The sequence below is a fragment of the Haloarcula sp. CBA1127 genome (genome assembly GCF_001485575.1).
Taxonomy (GTDB): Archaea; Halobacteriota; Halobacteria; order Halobacteriales; family Haloarculaceae; genus Haloarcula.
In genome coordinates this window covers 1,721,229-1,736,011 of the sequence record NZ_BCNB01000006.1, presented here as the reverse complement: position 1 = coordinate 1,736,011, position 14,783 = coordinate 1,721,229, and the positions used below count along the sequence as shown (strand labels likewise).

The window sequence follows — 14,783 nt, the reverse complement described above, 5'->3', positions numbered from 1 at the left end:
CGTCGGCTGTGTCGGGCGGTAAGCGCTCCCAAGTCGGTTACATTAAACGTCTTGGGCGGGCAGTGTCGGGCAAGGATGGTCCGGGACCCGTTCGCTGACGAGGAGACGCCGGAGTTACAGACGGTCCTCGACGCACTCGACGACGAGGATTGTCGCGCCATCGTCAGCGTACTGGAGGAACCGTTGACGGCGAGCGAGATATCCGATCGGAGCGGCGTACCGCTATCGACGACCTACCGAAAACTCGAATTGCTGACGGAGTCCTCGTTGCTGTACGAGGGCGTCGAGGTCCGGTCCGACGGCCAACACGCCAGCCGATACGCGATCGACTTCGAGGAGGTCGTCATCAGTCTCGACGAGGAACTGTCGCTCACCGTCGACATCTCACACCGCGCTCGGACGCCGGACCAACGACTCGAAAACCTCTGGTCCGAGGTGCGAAAGGAGACATAACCATGGTACACATCCCAAGTTCACAGGTCGGCATCGTCGTCTCGAAGACACTGATCCTCATTCTCGGCGGACTGATAACGTACTACTCGTATCAGGCGTACAGCCGGACGAAAAGCCCCCAGCACAAGTGGCTCACGTACGGGTTTGGGGTAGTGACCCTCGGTGCGTTTGCCGGCGGCGTCCTCGATATCGCCGTCGGCAGGTATCTCGGTCAAGACCTGCTTCCGGTGGGCGTCTTCACGTCGAGTTCGCTGACGGCCATCGGCCTGGGTATCATCCTGTACTCGCTGTACGTTCGGTAGTGACCACGCGACGTACCCGCACAGCAATCTCGTCGCCTCTTGTGTCTCGATTTTAGTCGGAGCGGGCAATCGGTCCGTATCGCGTCGTGACAGTGGTATTCTCACCGACTGGAAACGCTACGGACGGTATATTTATGCGGACGTGTCAATCAGAGCCATGCTTGGAGCGAACGCCGTGTTGTTAATCGGGATGAAGACAGTCACGTTGTTTTGCGGTGTGATACTGACGACGTTGACCTACCGCGCATACCGCCGCACTCGGGCACCAGCGATGCGAGCGCTCTGTCTCGGTATCGGGTTCGTCACACTGGGCGCAATACTCGGCGGCAGCCTCCACCAGCTCGTCGGCATGCCGGTCGCACAGAGCGTCACTGTCGAGGAACTGTTCACCGCTGTTGGGTTCTTTATTCTGACATACTCGCTGTACACTGACCAGCCGACTACGACGAACTGAGTTACGAGTCCTCGGCGGGCGTGTGTTCACGACCGGTCAGCAGTGTTGGCAGCGATTGCGGGCTGTGTTCGACGAGGACGGCAACGAGGTTGCCCGCGAACAGGACAGTCCCGAGAAACGCGAGCCCCCCGGCGACCAACGCCGTGCCGTCCGGTGTCTCAAGCCACTGATTACTCACGAGGAGGCCGTACGCGATAGTTAGTGCAACGCCATCTATTGCTGCGATTCGGTGGTCGTACAGGTCATCGACCATCGGCACGTCCTCGAAGCCGAGGCGGTCGCTGTACCGGTGGACCCAGACGATGAACGGGACGACGTGATACAGCGTCCCGAGGACGACGAAGCCGATGCCGCCGACGAGCAGCACCGTCGACGGCTGACCGAGCAGCCCAGCGTACGCCAGCGGGTCGTTCCACCATGCGAACACCGTCAGCCCTGCCCAGAGAAACAGCGACAGCGCTGTGACGCTGTAGCGGGTCAGCATCGGGGACCACTCGACTCGCGCCCCGACGAGCTGTCGCGCCAGGAGCACCGCCACCACGCCAAGGCCAGCAGCGACGATAACCGCGCCGAACCGGGCCAGAACTGGTGATCCAATCAGGCGACCGCCGGCGAGCGCAAGAACGCCGAACGGATAGACGGCCGTTTCAGCCCGCTGAACCGCCGCGTCGATTCTGCCGGTGTCGGCCTGTGTAAACATCGGGGCGAGCTGGGCCAGCGCGCCCGCGACAGTCGTCAGCACCGCACCGAACACGGCGAGTGTTCCATGGGCAAGCAAGAGTCCCTGCCGGCTGACTCCCAGTAGTGGGAGGACGCTGGCGGCGTGATCCAGCGCCAGCACTATCCCGGCGGCCGTCACGAGGGCGAAAAACACCAGCGCCCAGCCGAAATGAATCGCCGTGACGTCGGGCTCCGCAGCGAGTAGCGTCCGACCGATGTTGTAACAGAGAGTCCAGACGCCGATCAGCGCGAACGCTCCGGCGACCGGCAACAATGCGGGAGTCGCTGTCAGGAAGCCGGCCGCCAGACCTGCGAACCCGACCGCAGCGAGTGGTAACTGCGCAGCAGCGAGGCGACGCGAGTGGAGTTCGATTCCACACCAGACCGGGACGAACTGCGTCAGTGCGCCCATGATGGTGAGACAGACCCACCCCGCGAGCAGGAGGTGGACCTGTGCGAGGTGGCCGGCCCGTCCCTCGACGACGCCGACGGTGACACCGGCGACCAGAAACGCCAGCGCGACGACGAAATGACGCAGTGGAACCGTCATCGGCGGTGCGGCGTCTGCGTCCACGTCGGCAGGTATTCCGCTCATTGTTGTCTAGTACGATCCTGTCCCTGCTGGCACTGTGGCCGAATATGTTCGGGGAAAGGGTCGGCCCGCTCACAACCGAACGGGAACACATGACGTCGAACCACCAGCCAACAGCGCAAACCGCGGCCCTTATTTCGGAAACTGGTGCGCCCGATGACGCACCGGTGAAACGCCTCGACGTGCAGTCGCTGGGGCCGCCAAAGCCGCTCAAACAGACGCTGGAGTTGCTCGCGGACTTGGACGACGACACCGTCCTCGTCCAGTTCAACGACCGTGCACCACAGCACCTCTACCCGAAGCTCGAAGACAGAGGCTACGACTTCGAAAGTGTTGAGACCGAGGACGCGACAGTGACGGTCATCTGGCACAGATGAATCAGGACACGGAGCCGCCTGTCGATGTCGAAGAAGCGATTGCTCGTATCGACAGCCGTGGTGCGAAGATTCAGCGGGAGCAACTCGAACGGACGCTGTCACAGCTACAGCAGGACGACGAACTGACGGCTGATCAGCGACTGGCAGTTGAAGAACTGAGCGAACGGCTCGTCGACCGATTGCTCGCTGTCCCCCGGGCAAGTCTGCAGGACGCGGCGAGGAGTGCGGACGACGAGCGGATCGAAACGGCGATCTCCCTGTTCGAGTGATACTGTCGGCTGTACTCCCGTGACGGATATTGCGATCGGGATAGCGAATATCGTCATGAAGTTACAGCCAACAGTATGAGCCTACTCCGACGACGACGCCAGAACGAGCAGTGCCTCGCTGTCCGCCGTTGCGGCGGGCGAGATGTCCTGATCACCGTCGAACCGGACGACGTCGCCGGGAGAGAGCGACACCGTCTCGTCGCCGAGCATCAGGTCCACAGCGCCCGAACGGAGGAGGAACACGATGTCTCGGCCGGGATGCTTGTGTGCCGGAATCGACTCACCCGCATCGAGCGTCAACCGGATGGTCTTTGGCTCCCCGTCGAACAACCTCGTCCGGCCGTCTCCGTCGCCGTCGAGCGTTGCTTGCTCCGTTTCTGTGACAGTAGATTCGCTCATTGTTTCGGAAGGTCGGCGACGAACTTCTGTGGCCCATCCTGCTCGCACTGGTAATTCGCCGCGTCGAACGCCTCGACCTCGGCTTGCATCTCGTAGAACAGCGGCTTTGGCTCGTGGTCGTTGATAATCCGAAGCGTCTCCCCTGAGGACAGCGCCTCGAAGGAGTCGTGTATCTTCGAGTGTCGCTCCGGCGGCGGCGTCTCGCGCAGGTCGAGTGTGGTTGCTGGCATCACCTGACCGTTCGCCGGGCGTCGTGGAGGGGGTTCCCCCGAACACGTTCGGGAGTAAGTCCTGATGTACGCCGCCCGTTCGTTCCAGTATGAGCCTTCTCTCCGGCCTCCGTGGCGGCTCAGACGTCGGGTTCGATAGCTACGGGACGTTCGTTCCCGAACACAACCCGGACCCCGGCCCGTTCCTGTCTGAGACAGCAGTACTGACCGGCACCGACCACGCCGCGTTCCACCGACTCACGATGGACCTGTTCGACGAGCGTGGCGTGTACGACATGACGTTCGGGTACAACCTTGCACGGCTGAACCTTGACCATCGACACCCGAACGCGGGCTTCCGCTACGGCCGTGAAACGGACGATAATCGTGTTCTCAGGGCGGAGTTCACGCCGACGACCGAGTTCTGCCCCCAGAGCGACACGCTGACCGTCGGCGCGTTCCGCGCCTGGAACGGGCTGGCGGACCGTCACGAGTACGACCTCGTCCGCGTCCGCGTGAGCCCGGGCCACCACCAGAGTACGAGTATCAACGACAAACTCCAGCAACTCGAAACGCGATACCGGAAAACCGGCGAACTCCGGATAGACGATAAAGACGAATCGTCCGACGAGAGCGCGCCGTTCTGACGGCTGAGTACATGGAAAGCGTTATACGGTTTGCTGGGCGACATATCGTAAACTGGGCCAACTGGGTGTGATATCGGTGGCTTGGTGGGATAGTGGAGGTCTCCTCCACGACAAAAGCAATAAAGTATCAAAAAACGATGGTATCGGGTTACTTCCAGCGTGGTGTCGTGGCGGGCCGGAGGCAGAGCGGAGATGAGTAGCGGTATCTTCCGAGATGCGGACGGGACCTACAACAAGCGGCTTCTTGGACTGGTCCTTCTCGTTTTACTCGCCGTCATCGGTGCTGGCGTTGGGACCCTCGGTCTCACCGATAACAGCGACTCGGCACCCGACCAGCCCGCCACCGAGATGACGCCCAGCTCGACAGAGTCGACACCAACAGAGACACCGGACGGAACTGACTCAACGCCAACGGAAAGCGGCGGCAGTGGCTCGCCGCCGCCGAGTTCGCTCCTGACCGAAACCCCGACATCGGCTCCTACCCAGTCGGACGGAAACACTACAAGCAACACGACGGCTGAATAGTCCGGCAGCGACTGAGACTGCTTGCTTGCGTCTCCGCTTCGAAAGACCGTGCTCGTGGGGGCTTTTCAGGAGAACAGGAGCGTGAGATTAAACCCGGTCACGACGAGCCCCAGCACTGTCAGGAGCGCCGGCGGGCCGTAGTAGAGCAGCGGGTCCTCCTCCAGCACGCCGCCCCAGATGCTCAGGCCGAGACAGCAGTAAATAACGAGGAGTTTGAGTCCGAGGAAGCCGCCGCCGCCGAACGACTGGATCGCCCACCGAATCGCTGGATTCGCCTCGGTGAACGTCGGGACGAAATAGACGATGGCGATAGTGGTAACCACGTCGCCGACACCGTACGTCGCCAGCGCTACCGCCCACACGCTGGAAAAAGACCGGCCGGAGAAGGAACTCCCCTCCAGTGTCAGCCAGTCACCATCGGCAGCACCCATACTGCATTCTGGTATGGCTAGCGGCCATATATACTGCGAGGGCCAGTTATCTGATTTGAAAAGGGGAGGGGGATATGGTATCTCCAGAGATTTTGAGGTGAAATACGCGGTATGACAGTTCCAAATCCCAATACCGTAGCTCCTGAAAACGCATAGCCGATGCCAGTGACCGCTCGCATTCAGATATGAGCCTCAGCTCTGGGCGGTATGTCGAGTCGTTGTACAGGCGCTCGCCTCGACAGGTGCGAGTTGCGTGCTGGTGGACGTTCGCGTCCTGCCAGCGCGGGTGCATGGAAAGGGACTTATCTTGTGGGCGGCCACGAGGAGGTAATGAGCCTGTCCGACGCGGACCACGAACTCGTGGTCGAGGAGATCGGTCGGGAGCCGACACGGGCGGAGGCCGCTCTCTTCGAGAACCTCTGGAGCGAACACTGCGCGTATCGCTCCTCTCGCCCCCTGCTGTCGGCGTTCGACTCCGAAGGCGATCAGGTCGTCATCGGCCCCGGCGACGACGCGGCTGTCGTCTCCCTGCCGTCCCACGGCGACGGCGAGGAGATGTACATCACGATGGGTGTCGAGTCCCACAACCACCCGTCCTACGTCGACCCGTTCGACGGGGCAGCGACCGGCGTGGGCGGTATCGTCCGCGATACACTGTCGATGGGGGCCTACCCCATCGCGCTGGCCGACTGTCTGTACTTCGGTGACTTCGACCGGGAGCACTCCCGCTATCTCTTCGAGGGGGTCGTCGAGGGTATCTCTCACTACGGGAACTGCATCGGCGTCCCGACTGTCACCGGGAGCGTCGCCTTCCACGACGACTACGAGGGGAACCCACTCGTGAACGTGTCCTGTATCGGCCTGCTGGAGCCCGAGCGGACCATTACTGCCGAAGCCCAGGAGCCGGGCAACAAGCTGGTCCTCGTCGGCAACGCGACGGGCCGGGACGGTCTCGGCGGCGCGTCTTTCGCCAGCGAGGACCTCGCGGAGGACGCTGAAACGGAGGACCGGCCGGCCGTGCAGGTCGGCGACCCGTACTCGGAGAAGCTCCTCGTCGAGTGCAACGAGGCGCTGCTGGACGCGGAACTCGTCGAGTCGGCCCGCGACCTTGGGGCCGCTGGCCTCGGCGGCGCGTCGTCCGAACTGGTCGCCAAGGGCGGCCTCGGTGCACGTATCGAACTCGACCGCGTCCACGAGCGCGAGCCCAACATGAACGCCATGGAGTACCTGCTCGCCGAGAGCCAGGAGCGGATGGTGTACGAGGTTGCGCCCGAAAACGTCGACCGCGTGGCCGAACTCGCCGAGCGGTTCGACCTCGGCTGTTCGGTCATCGGCGAACTCACCGAGCCGGGCACGAACTACGTCTGCACGTTTGAAGACGAGACGGTCGTCGACGTGGACGCGGCGTTCCTCGGTGACGGCGCGCCGATGAATGACCTGCCCAGCGACGCGCCGCCGAGACAGGAGCGTGACCTGCCAACGGTCGCGCTGGAGGAAGCCTTCGAGGAAATCGTCAGTAGCCCGAACTGCGCCTCGAAACGGTGGGTGTACCGCCAGTACGACCACGAGGTGCTGGTCCGCACGAGCGTCCTGCCCGGCGACGACGCCGCACTGCTCGCCATCCGTGAGGCCGGGACCGGACTGGCGTTCTCTGCCGGCGCGGACCCCAACTGGACCGACGCCGCGCCGTACGAAGGCGCACGCGCCGTCGCGCTGGAAAACGCCACGAACGTCGCCGCGAAGGGCGCGACGCCCCATGCGGCTGTGGACTGTCTGAACGGCGGCAACCCCGAGAAGCCCGACGTGTACGGCGGCTTCAAAGGCATTGTCGACGGCCTTGCAGACATGTGCAGCGACCTTGACGTGCCAGTCGTTGGCGGCAACGTCTCGCTGTACAACGACTCCCAGGAGGGACCGATTCCCCCCACACCGACGCTCGCGCTGGTCGGCGTCAAGGAAGGCTACGACGCCCCGCCGCTGTCGCTGTCCGGCGAGGGAACGCTCGTCGTCGTCGGCGACACCGCACTGGAGGGTGAGACCGACCCGCGGCTCGGCGGCTCCGAGTACACCGCGCAGTTCGGCGGCACCGACCGCTTCCCCGCTCTCCCCGCGGACTCGACGGAGGCAATCGAGACGATTTCCGAGGTCGCCGACGCCGACCACGTGCTGGCGAGCCACGACGTGAGCCATGGTGGCCTCGCGGTGGCGCTGGCCGAAATGGTCCACGAGGACGCCGGTGCGTCGGTCGAAATCGGGACCACCGAGCACGGCACCCCGGCTCGACTCCTGTTCAACGAGCGGCCCGGCCGGGTCGTGTTCGAGACGACCGACCCGGCGGCGGTCCGGGAGGCCTTCGACGGCGTCGCCCCGGTGACGGAACTGGGCGAAGCCAACGGCTCGAACCGGCTCGATATCACGGTCAACGACGAGACGCTGGAGTACGACGCTGCAGACATCGCCGACCTGCGGTCGGTCATCGACGACGAGCTGGCCTAATCACCAGCGGACGTCGAACCGCGCACCGCCCATCTCGCTCTCTGCGACTTCGACCGACCAGCCGTGCGCTTCAGCGATGCTCTGAACGATTGACAGGCCGAACCCTGTCCCATCCGAGTTCGTTGAGTAGCCGTGTTCGAACACTAGCGCACGGTCGTCTGGTGGAATGCCAGGGCCGTCGTCCGCGATAGAGAACCCGTTCTGCTCGTGTGCCTCGGGCGCGGAAACGACAACGGTGCATTCCGCGCCGGCGTTCTCGATGGCATTCCGGTAAAGATTCTCGAATAGCTGCTGGAGGCGCTCTGAGTCCGCCTCGATGACCGATTCGGTTTCGACCGTGAGCGTTGCGTCCTCAGTTTCGACCTGTTGCCATGCGTCGGCTGCGACGGTTTCGATGGGGACGCTTGCGGTTTCTCCGACGACGCGTCCCTGCCGAGCGAGCGTCAGCGTGTCATCGAGGATCCGTGTCATCCGCTCGTGTGCCGCAGCGACCTCCTGTAGCCCCTCCCGAACAGCTGCATCCTCGATGTCATCGAGCAAGAGGTGGGTGCGGCCGGATGCGACGTTCAACGGGTTCCGAAGATCGTGGCTGACGATACTGACAAACTCGTCGAGGCGCTCGTTCTGGTGTTTTAGCTGTTGTTCGCGGCGCTTTCGTTCAGTGATATCGGTGTATATCCCGTACCCTTCCAGCTGGCTGCTGTCATGCGTGACAATAGTGCTCCGGAACAGGTAGGTCCGGACCTCCCCTGATGCAGTCATCCGTCTGACTTCTTGCTCTGACTGGCCGGTCTGTTCCCACCAGTCTGCCCTGATAACCTCGGCGTCGGCTCCGGGCGGCGCGAGGAGTGCCCGAAGCTCCGTTCCGACTGCATCCGTCCGGTCGTAGCCGAACGAGTCCGCGAACGCTTCGTTGATCGACTTGACGTATGGTTCTCGTTGTTTAAACTCGACGACGACAGCCGGGTTAGGGATGTTCCCAAGAAGCGCGTCAAACCGTTCTTGTGCCGCCAGCTGTACACGGAGTTCACTCGCGACGAGCGCGATATATCCCTCGTTGTCGTGTTGAATTATATCACAGATGTCCTGTGCATCCGTGCCGTCTATCTCCGTTTCGCCACTAATACCGAGGTCAGCCATTGCGTCGTCAACGATAGCCGACGCCTTTTCCATACCAACCGTTTCTGCGAACTTTGAAACGAGCCCTGTTCGATTCATCTGTTACTCCGGCAGTGCAAAGAGCACTGTTGTCGTGTTGTGAAAGCCGCTGAGTTGTCCAGCCTGCATACACAGCTCCCCGTACGTCTCGAATCCAGCGACTGGGGCCGACAGGGTCGATGTGATCCCATCGACAGCTGATGAAAACGCGTCGTCGAAAAGAATCTGACGGCACGCACAGTCGTAGACGAACGCGCCAGCGATATCACCGTCACACAGCGAAACAGCGTCTGCAGCAGCCTGCTCGGCGGACGCGATCTGGTCCGCTCTGTTGCCATGCATTATACGGAGGACAGTCCCCTCCGGAATATCGACGGCGAACTGCAGTGCGCCAGTCTCTTCAATCGCAGTCCGGGGCCAGCGGATCTTGTAGGTCTCGCCCTGGTCGATACCGAACAGGTATGCGACCATGAGCTTCCTGAGCTCCGCTGAACCGACTGGGACATCATCGACCGCTATTCCTGTTCTCTCCGCAACGTGGTCTCGAACAGCGTCTTTCCACACTTCGAACGCTGGTTCACCGTTGAGTTCGTGAACCTCATTTCCGGAGACGTCGGTTACCTCCCACGGCTCTGAGATGGGGGTGTGACCGTGATTGACGGTAATGACCGGACGCTTTTCCCCGGAGATGAGCACGAGAACGACTGCGTCCTCGACAACCGACTCATCGCAAAACACTGGCGTCGACTCCATTCGGAGACCGTCAGACGCCGCCCCACCTGCAAATTCGACGTATGGGCCAAGCCGTCGCTGGACCGACAGCGACAACTGTTCACCGACGCCTGCGAGCCCGTCGTGGAGGACGAGCGCTGACTGATATGGCTCCTCGATGTTTTCCGGCAGCGACCGGACGGCGTCTCTGACAGCCCCGCGGGTGTTCTCGCTGAGACCGGTGGCGAGGTCCGTATCGAACCGGAACGAGTCACTGGTAACGAGTGTGACTGCCACGCCGGCGTCCATCGCTCGCTCTTCGGTGAACGTACCGCCGGCCGTACAGCCGACAACGGCTGTCTCCTCGTCGACAAGCGCAGTTACGCCCGCCAGAACGGCTTCAGCATCGAACCCAGTGCTGGCAAATACCTGACAAAAATCCACTCGCTCGGCATCCAGTCGGTCGCGCGCAGTGCTGGTCGCCTCTCGGCCAGCGCGCCGACCAGTGGTCGCCACTGACGTTCCTGTTGCGACCACCGTACTCGCGTCCGACTGGGACGGCATAGTACAACAGTTGTTGGCGTGGAAACCTATATACTCTCCCCAGAAGTATCAGATCTGATATTCATGCTGGCCGCCGTGGTCATACCAACCTGATCAGGCAAGCGCCAGCGCGATGCCGAAGGTAAGCACCAGTCCGACCAGCAGGACGCCAAGCCCCGTGCCGACCTGAGACATCGTGAACGAGCTCTGTGGGGCCGTCGAGCGAAGCGGCGGTTCTCGCGCGGGCAGTTCGACGTGTTCGGGGTCGTAATCCGGCCGGTCCTCCTCGTGGTGGTCGTCTGCCATAGGCGGTGCTTCTGGAGCGTCGTACGTGTAGCTGTCGGATTGTCACTGCGTACTCGGCCAGACACTTGCACCAGTCGAAACGGTCAAACGGCGTTGCGTCGAACCCACAGGTATCGAATGACGCTTACGAAACGGATCATCCCCTGTATCGACGTGGACGTGGACGAGAACGGGGACGCGGCGGTGTACACGGGAGTCAACTTCGAGGATCTGGAGTACACCGGCGACCCGGTAGAGATGGCCAAGGCCTACAACGAGTCCGGCGCCGACGAGTTCGTCTTTCTGGACATCACCGCCTCCGCCGAGGGCCGCGAGACGATGCTCGATACAGTGTCGGCCGTGGCCGACGAGGTGTTCATTCCGCTCACCGTCGGCGGCGGCATCCGCACCCGTGCCGATATCAAAGAAACGCTCCGGGCCGGTGCGGACAAGGTATCCATCAACTCCGGGGCTATCGCCGAACCTGACCTCATCAACGAGGGCGCGGCAGCCTTTGGGAGCCAGTGTATCGTCATCTCCGTCGATGCCCGCCGTCGCTTCGACGAGGAGGGCGAGTACTACACCGAGGTCGACGGCGAGTCCTGCTGGTTCGAATGCACTGTCAAGGGGGGCCGCGAAGGAACCGGACTGGATGTCATCGAGTGGGCGACCGAGGCCGAAGAGCGCGGCGCCGGCGAACTGTTCGTCAACTCCATCGACGCCGACGGGACGAAAGACGGCTACGACATCCCGCTGATGCAGGCCGTCTGTGACACCGTCTCGACGCCGGTTATCGCCTCTTCGGGCTGTGGCGGCCCGGAGGACATGGAGGAAGTGTTCGTCGATGCCGGCGCGGACGCCGGCCTCGCTGCCTCCATCTTCCACTTCGGCGAGTACTCCATCGCCGAGACCAAGGAATACCTCGACAGCAAGGGAATTCCGGTCCGACTGTAACGCTATCTCCGGCTTAGGGTAGCAATATTAAATACCCATACCTATCATTATCTCTGTATGACGCAGTTCTTCTGTCGGTTCGGCTGCCTCGGTTTTCCCCGCGTCTCGGCGTTCGGTATCGGTTCTCGCTGTCGGCGGTCACACCTATCCCAGCCACTAGCAGCAGTTGTCAACGGGGTCGAACGACCTCGATGAATCAGCCTGTGACTGAGCGACCGTGGGGGACCGTCCCTCCGGAACCACAGCACTGCGGCTCGGTACCGGGCAGGTTTTATTCGCCCAACACGGAGACTCAACAATGAAATGGCGGTGTGAATGGTGTGGCAAACCCCACGAGGAGGACGACCCGCCGTGTGACAACTGCGGCCACGGTTCCTTCGAGGAGGCCGTGACGCAGGTCAACGAAGAGGTCGTCGAGGGCGGGCCCAGATGGGTCTGTCTGGACTGTGGTCGCCAGCACCAGAAGAACTCCCCACCCTGCAAACGCTGTGGTGGGAGTAACTTCGAGCGGCGGATGGGGCCACCGGAAGACGATCCGCTCGATGACATACAGACCGGCTGGCTGGACGTGCTTGAGACGAAGTACGTCATCGGCTACGCCGCCGTGGCACTGCTACTCGGCCTCATCGTGCTCGCTGCTGTGGGCGGTATCACGCTGCCGGGCTTCGCCGCCGAAACCCCCACCGGCCCACCGTCGATCGCGTCCCCTGCCGGAAGCGGCGACACCGTCGACTCGCTCTCGCTCGCCGAGGTTGAGGACACCTACGTCGATGTGTACAACGTCCGGCGGTCAGGCGTCGGCGGCGGAACCGTCTCGCGGAACGCAACCATCGACGACGCTGCAGCCTACTACAACAAGGGTCGTGTCGATGCGAGATACGACAACGCAGAGCGGCCCACGCGGGAGGGCGTGTCCCGATTCGACCTCTCCTGTGAGCGCCCAGTCGTGGTCAGCTATCAAGTGGCCTACGACCGAACGCCCCAGTCACTCGACCAGTTCGAGAATGAGACGGCGCTGGCGACCGCACTCGTCGACAGCTACCTCGAGCGGGGCAACAGAATCCAGCGAGCAGACACCGGACTGGTTGGCCTCGATATCCACGTCGGTCCGGACGAACGCGTGTTCGTCACGTACGTACTCTGTTAGAATTACGCGGCGGCTTCGAACGCGTCAGTAAAGTTATCCGCCTTCTCGATAACAGCGTCAGTCCCGTCTTCGAGGGCTTCGAGCGCGTCGACGCCCTCCTCGGTTTTGATGGTCAGTACCGGGTCCGTCTGGCCACCGGACTGCTCCGGGTTCACGTCGTAGGTCGCCGCCGTGACGCCCTCTGTCTCCAGCAGTGCCCCCTTGATGACGTTCATGAACGTGTGGTCCTCACCGGCGATCTCGATAGAGAGTTCCGTGTCGGATTTGTCGATAACGCGAAGGTCCATACCAATCCTTTGGTCACCTGCGACCCATCAACGCTTCGCTTCCCGTCCGCTGTGTCGGTGACGCGGTGAAACCCGGGAACTACACGAGTGCATACACCATCAGGAAGCCGAAGTAGATGAGTACGAGCGCGCCCAGTGCTTGGAGTCGGAAGGTCGAAAGCGACTCTTCCTCCTCGTCGTGGGCCGCCCGGAAGGCCTCGATTTCCTCGTCGTCGAGTTCGTTGGGGTGGGCCAGGCCGCGGTGGAGCGCGAGCCATGATTCGCGGGCGAACGGCCGACCGCAATACGAACACCGGTAGGCCGTGGCGTCGGCCGGGACATCGTAGACTGCTTCGTCGTCGGTACCTGCCGCTGCCGTATCGACCGCTGGTTGGGTTGCTGTGTCAGTCATAGATGCGGGAGTGCCACCTCCGGTTGGGAGACGACCCAGAGGCTCGTCATCGTGTAAAACACCATGACCGCGATGAAGGGGTACTGCGACCGAATCGCCTGCAGTCGTGCGGGAAACAGGTCGTACGCGGCGGCGTGGGCCACCCAGATGGCGACCAGGTGGCCAATGATGACCGACGCGAGCGCGACCGCACCGAACCACGCCGGCAGGTCGATGGTCGGCACTACTGCCGGGTCCGCGAACGGCGATGTGAGCGCGACGGCCAGCGAGGGGGCGAGTACGAGGAAGTACCCAAGGTAGTGCGCGAAGTGATAGCCGACGGCGATAGCGACGAGGGGTGGCGCGAACCGCTGTGCAAGAACCGTCGGGGCCAGATACGTCTCCGACATATCCCGAGAAAGTCGGACCGCAAGTCGATACACGCCGAGGAAGCCGGCGAAGCCGACGGCGAGTGCGACCGGATACAGGAGATGCGGCGGAACGCCGGCGTCGACGAGCGGCGTCGTCAGGTCGCGCCAGGCCGGCGTCGTGACCAGCCCGTCGTAGGTCGTGACCCACAGCAGGGCGACCACAAAGGCGACTTCGTCCGGGCCGTCGACCAGCCGCGGCGTCGAGAGGTCCATGCCGGGGAGCCGAAGTCGAAGGCCGTCCTCGCCGCGGCCGATGGGCGCAAAGCGACCGTAGTAGCGGAACACCCGCTCCACCGGGTCAGCGTGGGCGAACCAGTCGTCGGGTCCGAACACGAGTGCGCCTACAAGTGTCACCACGGTGTATCCGGCGACAACCGACGCGAGCAGGCGCGGCTGGTCGGCGAGCGGGCTGACGACCTCTACCCACACCAACACGAGCAACCCACCGACGGCGGGCCACGACCCGACGCGGGCCGGGTAACTGCGGTCGAGCGTCGGGAGGAGCCTGGCGAGCGTCTTGAACGGATTGAGCGTTGCCCAGCTGTTACCCACGAGGTATGTCGTCATCGCCAGCCCGGCCCACCAGCCGACCCAGACGAGCAGTATCGCGAGGTTCGTTCGGGCGTTCGTCGGTCCGAGGAAGCCAACGACGAACACCGCGGCGAGTCCGCCGAGCCCGACGAGTTGTCCAGCGAGCCGCAGGACGCCTTCGAAACCACCCGACAGCGGACGGCCCCAGTTGTGGATGCGCTCCACGAACGTCCGGTCGGTGACGAACGACGCCAGCAGGAACGACGCGCCGACGGCCGCACCACCGGTACTCAGAAAGAGCCACGTCGGTATCGTCAGCGACTCGCGGCCGCCACCGGCGAGACTGCCGCCGTGTGCGCTCGCTGTCCCCATCGCGGCCAGCCAGCCCAGCCCACACACCACCAGCGCGACCGTACGACGCCTCCCAGATGTCATCGTCGGCAGTTGGGTCTTCGCCCCCGTGTAGCTTCCGGGACGCCGGCGGGCCATGCA

General features: G+C 63.0%; 20 protein-coding genes. 10 read left to right on the top strand and 10 right to left on the bottom strand.

Annotated elements, in window-relative coordinates; translation table 11 throughout:
- The first annotated feature begins 75 nt into the window (after positions 1 to 75).
- The 3 genes from AV059_RS13455 (at position 76) to AV059_RS13445 (ending at position 1,209) form a co-directional block, all read left to right on the top strand.
- On the top strand, positions 76 to 453 hold the full coding sequence (locus AV059_RS13455; protein WP_004591803.1) for a helix-turn-helix domain-containing protein: 378 nt from the start codon (positions 76 to 78) through the stop codon (positions 451 to 453).
- A gap of 2 nt (positions 454 to 455) precedes the next feature.
- The gene (locus tag AV059_RS13450; RefSeq protein ID WP_005538399.1) at positions 456 to 755 is read left to right on the top strand and encodes a hypothetical protein; all 300 of its coding nucleotides are present in this window, start codon (positions 456 to 458) and stop codon (positions 753 to 755) included.
- A 157-nt stretch (positions 756 to 912) separates the two neighbouring features.
- A complete protein-coding gene (locus tag AV059_RS13445) occupies positions 913 to 1,209 on the top strand; it encodes a hypothetical protein (RefSeq protein ID WP_005538397.1) in 297 nt (98 codons plus the stop codon).
- Between the two features lies 1 nt (position 1,210).
- Here AV059_RS13445 and AV059_RS13440 read toward each other — a convergent pair whose 3' ends face one another.
- Positions 1,211 to 2,524, bottom strand: coding sequence for a hypothetical protein (locus tag AV059_RS13440; RefSeq protein WP_058995149.1), 1,314 nt, complete (start codon positions 2,522 to 2,524; stop codon positions 1,211 to 1,213).
- An 89-nt stretch (positions 2,525 to 2,613) separates the two neighbouring features.
- Here AV059_RS13440 and AV059_RS13435 point away from each other — a divergent pair, with 89 nt between their 5' ends.
- Positions 2,614 to 2,898, top strand: coding sequence for a DUF2249 domain-containing protein (locus AV059_RS13435; protein ID WP_058997604.1), 285 nt, complete (start codon positions 2,614 to 2,616; stop codon positions 2,896 to 2,898).
- Positions 2,895 to 3,167 carry a glutamyl-tRNA reductase gene (locus tag AV059_RS13430; RefSeq protein WP_058995147.1) on the top strand — a complete coding sequence of 91 codons (273 nt, stop codon included), beginning with the start codon at positions 2,895 to 2,897 and terminating at the stop codon, positions 3,165 to 3,167. The genes AV059_RS13435 and AV059_RS13430 overlap by 4 nt, the downstream gene beginning before the upstream one ends.
- An 81-nt stretch (positions 3,168 to 3,248) precedes the next feature.
- On the opposite strand, the gene AV059_RS13425 is transcribed toward AV059_RS13430, so the two are convergent.
- The gene (locus AV059_RS13425; protein WP_058995145.1) at positions 3,249 to 3,566 is read right to left on the bottom strand and encodes a cupin domain-containing protein; all 318 of its coding nucleotides are present in this window, start codon (positions 3,564 to 3,566) and stop codon (positions 3,249 to 3,251) included.
- Positions 3,563 to 3,796 (bottom strand): DUF2249 domain-containing protein, encoded by a 234-nt coding sequence (locus tag AV059_RS13420; protein WP_005538388.1) that lies wholly within the window; start codon positions 3,794 to 3,796, stop codon positions 3,563 to 3,565. The genes AV059_RS13425 and AV059_RS13420 overlap by 4 nt, the downstream gene beginning before the upstream one ends.
- A gap of 89 nt (positions 3,797 to 3,885) precedes the next feature.
- On the opposite strand from AV059_RS13420, the gene AV059_RS13415 reads away from it, so the two are divergent.
- Positions 3,886 to 4,422: a hypothetical protein gene (locus AV059_RS13415; protein WP_058995143.1), complete on the top strand. Its 537-nt coding sequence runs from the start codon at positions 3,886 to 3,888 to the stop codon at positions 4,420 to 4,422.
- Between the two features lie 192 nt (positions 4,423 to 4,614).
- Positions 4,615 to 4,947, top strand: coding sequence for a hypothetical protein (locus AV059_RS13410; protein WP_058995141.1), 333 nt, complete (start codon positions 4,615 to 4,617; stop codon positions 4,945 to 4,947).
- Between the two features lie 65 nt (positions 4,948 to 5,012).
- Here AV059_RS13410 and AV059_RS13405 read toward each other — a convergent pair whose 3' ends face one another.
- On the bottom strand, positions 5,013 to 5,378 hold the full coding sequence (locus AV059_RS13405; protein WP_058995139.1) for a hypothetical protein: 366 nt from the start codon (positions 5,376 to 5,378) through the stop codon (positions 5,013 to 5,015).
- A 330-nt stretch (positions 5,379 to 5,708) separates the two neighbouring features.
- Between AV059_RS13405 and purL the strand changes: the two genes are divergently transcribed.
- Entirely contained in the window at positions 5,709 to 7,874 is a 2,166-nt protein-coding gene (purL, locus tag AV059_RS13400) for a phosphoribosylformylglycinamidine synthase subunit PurL (protein ID WP_058995137.1), read from the top strand.
- On the opposite strand, the gene AV059_RS13395 is transcribed toward purL, so the two are convergent.
- The 3 genes from AV059_RS13395 to AV059_RS13385 all read right to left on the bottom strand — a co-directional run bounded on the left by AV059_RS13395 (position 7,875) and on the right by AV059_RS13385 (position 10,592).
- The gene (locus AV059_RS13395) at positions 7,875 to 9,092 is read right to left on the bottom strand and encodes a PAS domain-containing sensor histidine kinase (protein WP_058995135.1); all 1,218 of its coding nucleotides are present in this window, start codon (positions 9,090 to 9,092) and stop codon (positions 7,875 to 7,877) included.
- Between the two features lie 3 nt (positions 9,093 to 9,095).
- The gene (locus tag AV059_RS13390) at positions 9,096 to 10,307 is read right to left on the bottom strand and encodes an FIST signal transduction protein (protein ID WP_058995133.1); all 1,212 of its coding nucleotides are present in this window, start codon (positions 10,305 to 10,307) and stop codon (positions 9,096 to 9,098) included.
- Positions 10,308 to 10,400: 93 nt separating this feature from the next.
- A complete protein-coding gene (locus tag AV059_RS13385) occupies positions 10,401 to 10,592 on the bottom strand; it encodes a hypothetical protein (protein WP_049919044.1) in 192 nt (63 codons plus the stop codon).
- A gap of 117 nt (positions 10,593 to 10,709) precedes the next feature.
- Between AV059_RS13385 and hisF the strand changes: the two genes are divergently transcribed.
- Positions 10,710 to 11,525 carry an imidazole glycerol phosphate synthase subunit HisF gene (hisF, locus tag AV059_RS13380; protein WP_058995131.1) on the top strand — a complete coding sequence of 272 codons (816 nt, stop codon included), beginning with the start codon at positions 10,710 to 10,712 and terminating at the stop codon, positions 11,523 to 11,525.
- Positions 11,526 to 11,823: 298 nt separating this feature from the next.
- A complete protein-coding gene (locus AV059_RS13375; protein ID WP_058995129.1) occupies positions 11,824 to 12,672 on the top strand; it encodes a hypothetical protein in 849 nt (282 codons plus the stop codon).
- A gap of 2 nt (positions 12,673 to 12,674) precedes the next feature.
- Here the strand turns inward: AV059_RS13375 and AV059_RS13370 are convergent, their stop codons facing one another.
- The 3 genes from AV059_RS13370 to AV059_RS13360 all read right to left on the bottom strand — a co-directional run bounded on the left by AV059_RS13370 (position 12,675) and on the right by AV059_RS13360 (position 14,693).
- Positions 12,675 to 12,959 carry a DNA-directed RNA polymerase subunit L gene (locus tag AV059_RS13370; RefSeq protein ID WP_004957000.1) on the bottom strand — a complete coding sequence of 95 codons (285 nt, stop codon included), beginning with the start codon at positions 12,957 to 12,959 and terminating at the stop codon, positions 12,675 to 12,677.
- Positions 12,960 to 13,038: 79 nt separating this feature from the next.
- Positions 13,039 to 13,350, bottom strand: coding sequence for a C2H2-type zinc finger protein (locus AV059_RS13365; RefSeq protein WP_058995128.1), 312 nt, complete (start codon positions 13,348 to 13,350; stop codon positions 13,039 to 13,041).
- Positions 13,347 to 14,693: a hypothetical protein gene (locus tag AV059_RS13360; RefSeq protein ID WP_079990769.1), complete on the bottom strand. Its 1,347-nt coding sequence runs from the start codon at positions 14,691 to 14,693 to the stop codon at positions 13,347 to 13,349. The genes AV059_RS13365 and AV059_RS13360 overlap by 4 nt, the downstream gene beginning before the upstream one ends.
- Positions 14,694 to 14,783: the final 90 nt, after the last annotated feature.

Bases quoted from the DNA above. Each gene is read 5' to 3' on its own strand.
- AV059_RS13365 (WP_058995128.1), bottom strand. From the start codon at position 13,350: ATGACTGACACAGCAACCCAACCAGCGGTCGATACGGCAGCGGCAGGT.
- AV059_RS13390 (WP_058995133.1), bottom strand. From the start codon at position 10,307: ATGCCGTCCCAGTCGGACGCGAGTACGGTGGTCGCAACAGGAACGTCA.
- AV059_RS13445 (WP_005538397.1), top strand. From the start codon at position 913: ATGCTTGGAGCGAACGCCGTGTTGTTAATCGGGATGAAGACAGTCACG.
- AV059_RS13370 (WP_004957000.1), bottom strand. From the start codon at position 12,959: ATGGACCTTCGCGTTATCGACAAATCCGACACGGAACTCTCTATCGAG.
- AV059_RS13425 (WP_058995145.1), bottom strand. From the start codon at position 3,566: ATGAGCGAATCTACTGTCACAGAAACGGAGCAAGCAACGCTCGACGGC.
- AV059_RS13375 (WP_058995129.1), top strand. From the start codon at position 11,824: ATGAAATGGCGGTGTGAATGGTGTGGCAAACCCCACGAGGAGGACGAC.
- AV059_RS13420 (WP_005538388.1), bottom strand. From the start codon at position 3,796: ATGCCAGCAACCACACTCGACCTGCGCGAGACGCCGCCGCCGGAGCGA.
- AV059_RS13405 (WP_058995139.1), bottom strand. From the start codon at position 5,378: ATGGGTGCTGCCGATGGTGACTGGCTGACACTGGAGGGGAGTTCCTTC.
- hisF (WP_058995131.1), top strand. From the start codon at position 10,710: ATGACGCTTACGAAACGGATCATCCCCTGTATCGACGTGGACGTGGAC.
- purL (WP_058995137.1), top strand. From the start codon at position 5,709: ATGAGCCTGTCCGACGCGGACCACGAACTCGTGGTCGAGGAGATCGGT.
- AV059_RS13455 (WP_004591803.1), top strand. From the start codon at position 76: ATGGTCCGGGACCCGTTCGCTGACGAGGAGACGCCGGAGTTACAGACG.
- AV059_RS13395 (WP_058995135.1), bottom strand. From the start codon at position 9,092: ATGAATCGAACAGGGCTCGTTTCAAAGTTCGCAGAAACGGTTGGTATG.
- AV059_RS13430 (WP_058995147.1), top strand. From the start codon at position 2,895: ATGAATCAGGACACGGAGCCGCCTGTCGATGTCGAAGAAGCGATTGCT.
- AV059_RS13385 (WP_049919044.1), bottom strand. From the start codon at position 10,592: ATGGCAGACGACCACCACGAGGAGGACCGGCCGGATTACGACCCCGAA.
- AV059_RS13435 (WP_058997604.1), top strand. From the start codon at position 2,614: ATGACGTCGAACCACCAGCCAACAGCGCAAACCGCGGCCCTTATTTCG.
- AV059_RS13450 (WP_005538399.1), top strand. From the start codon at position 456: ATGGTACACATCCCAAGTTCACAGGTCGGCATCGTCGTCTCGAAGACA.
- AV059_RS13415 (WP_058995143.1), top strand. From the start codon at position 3,886: ATGAGCCTTCTCTCCGGCCTCCGTGGCGGCTCAGACGTCGGGTTCGAT.
- AV059_RS13410 (WP_058995141.1), top strand. From the start codon at position 4,615: ATGAGTAGCGGTATCTTCCGAGATGCGGACGGGACCTACAACAAGCGG.
- AV059_RS13440 (WP_058995149.1), bottom strand. From the start codon at position 2,524: ATGAGCGGAATACCTGCCGACGTGGACGCAGACGCCGCACCGCCGATG.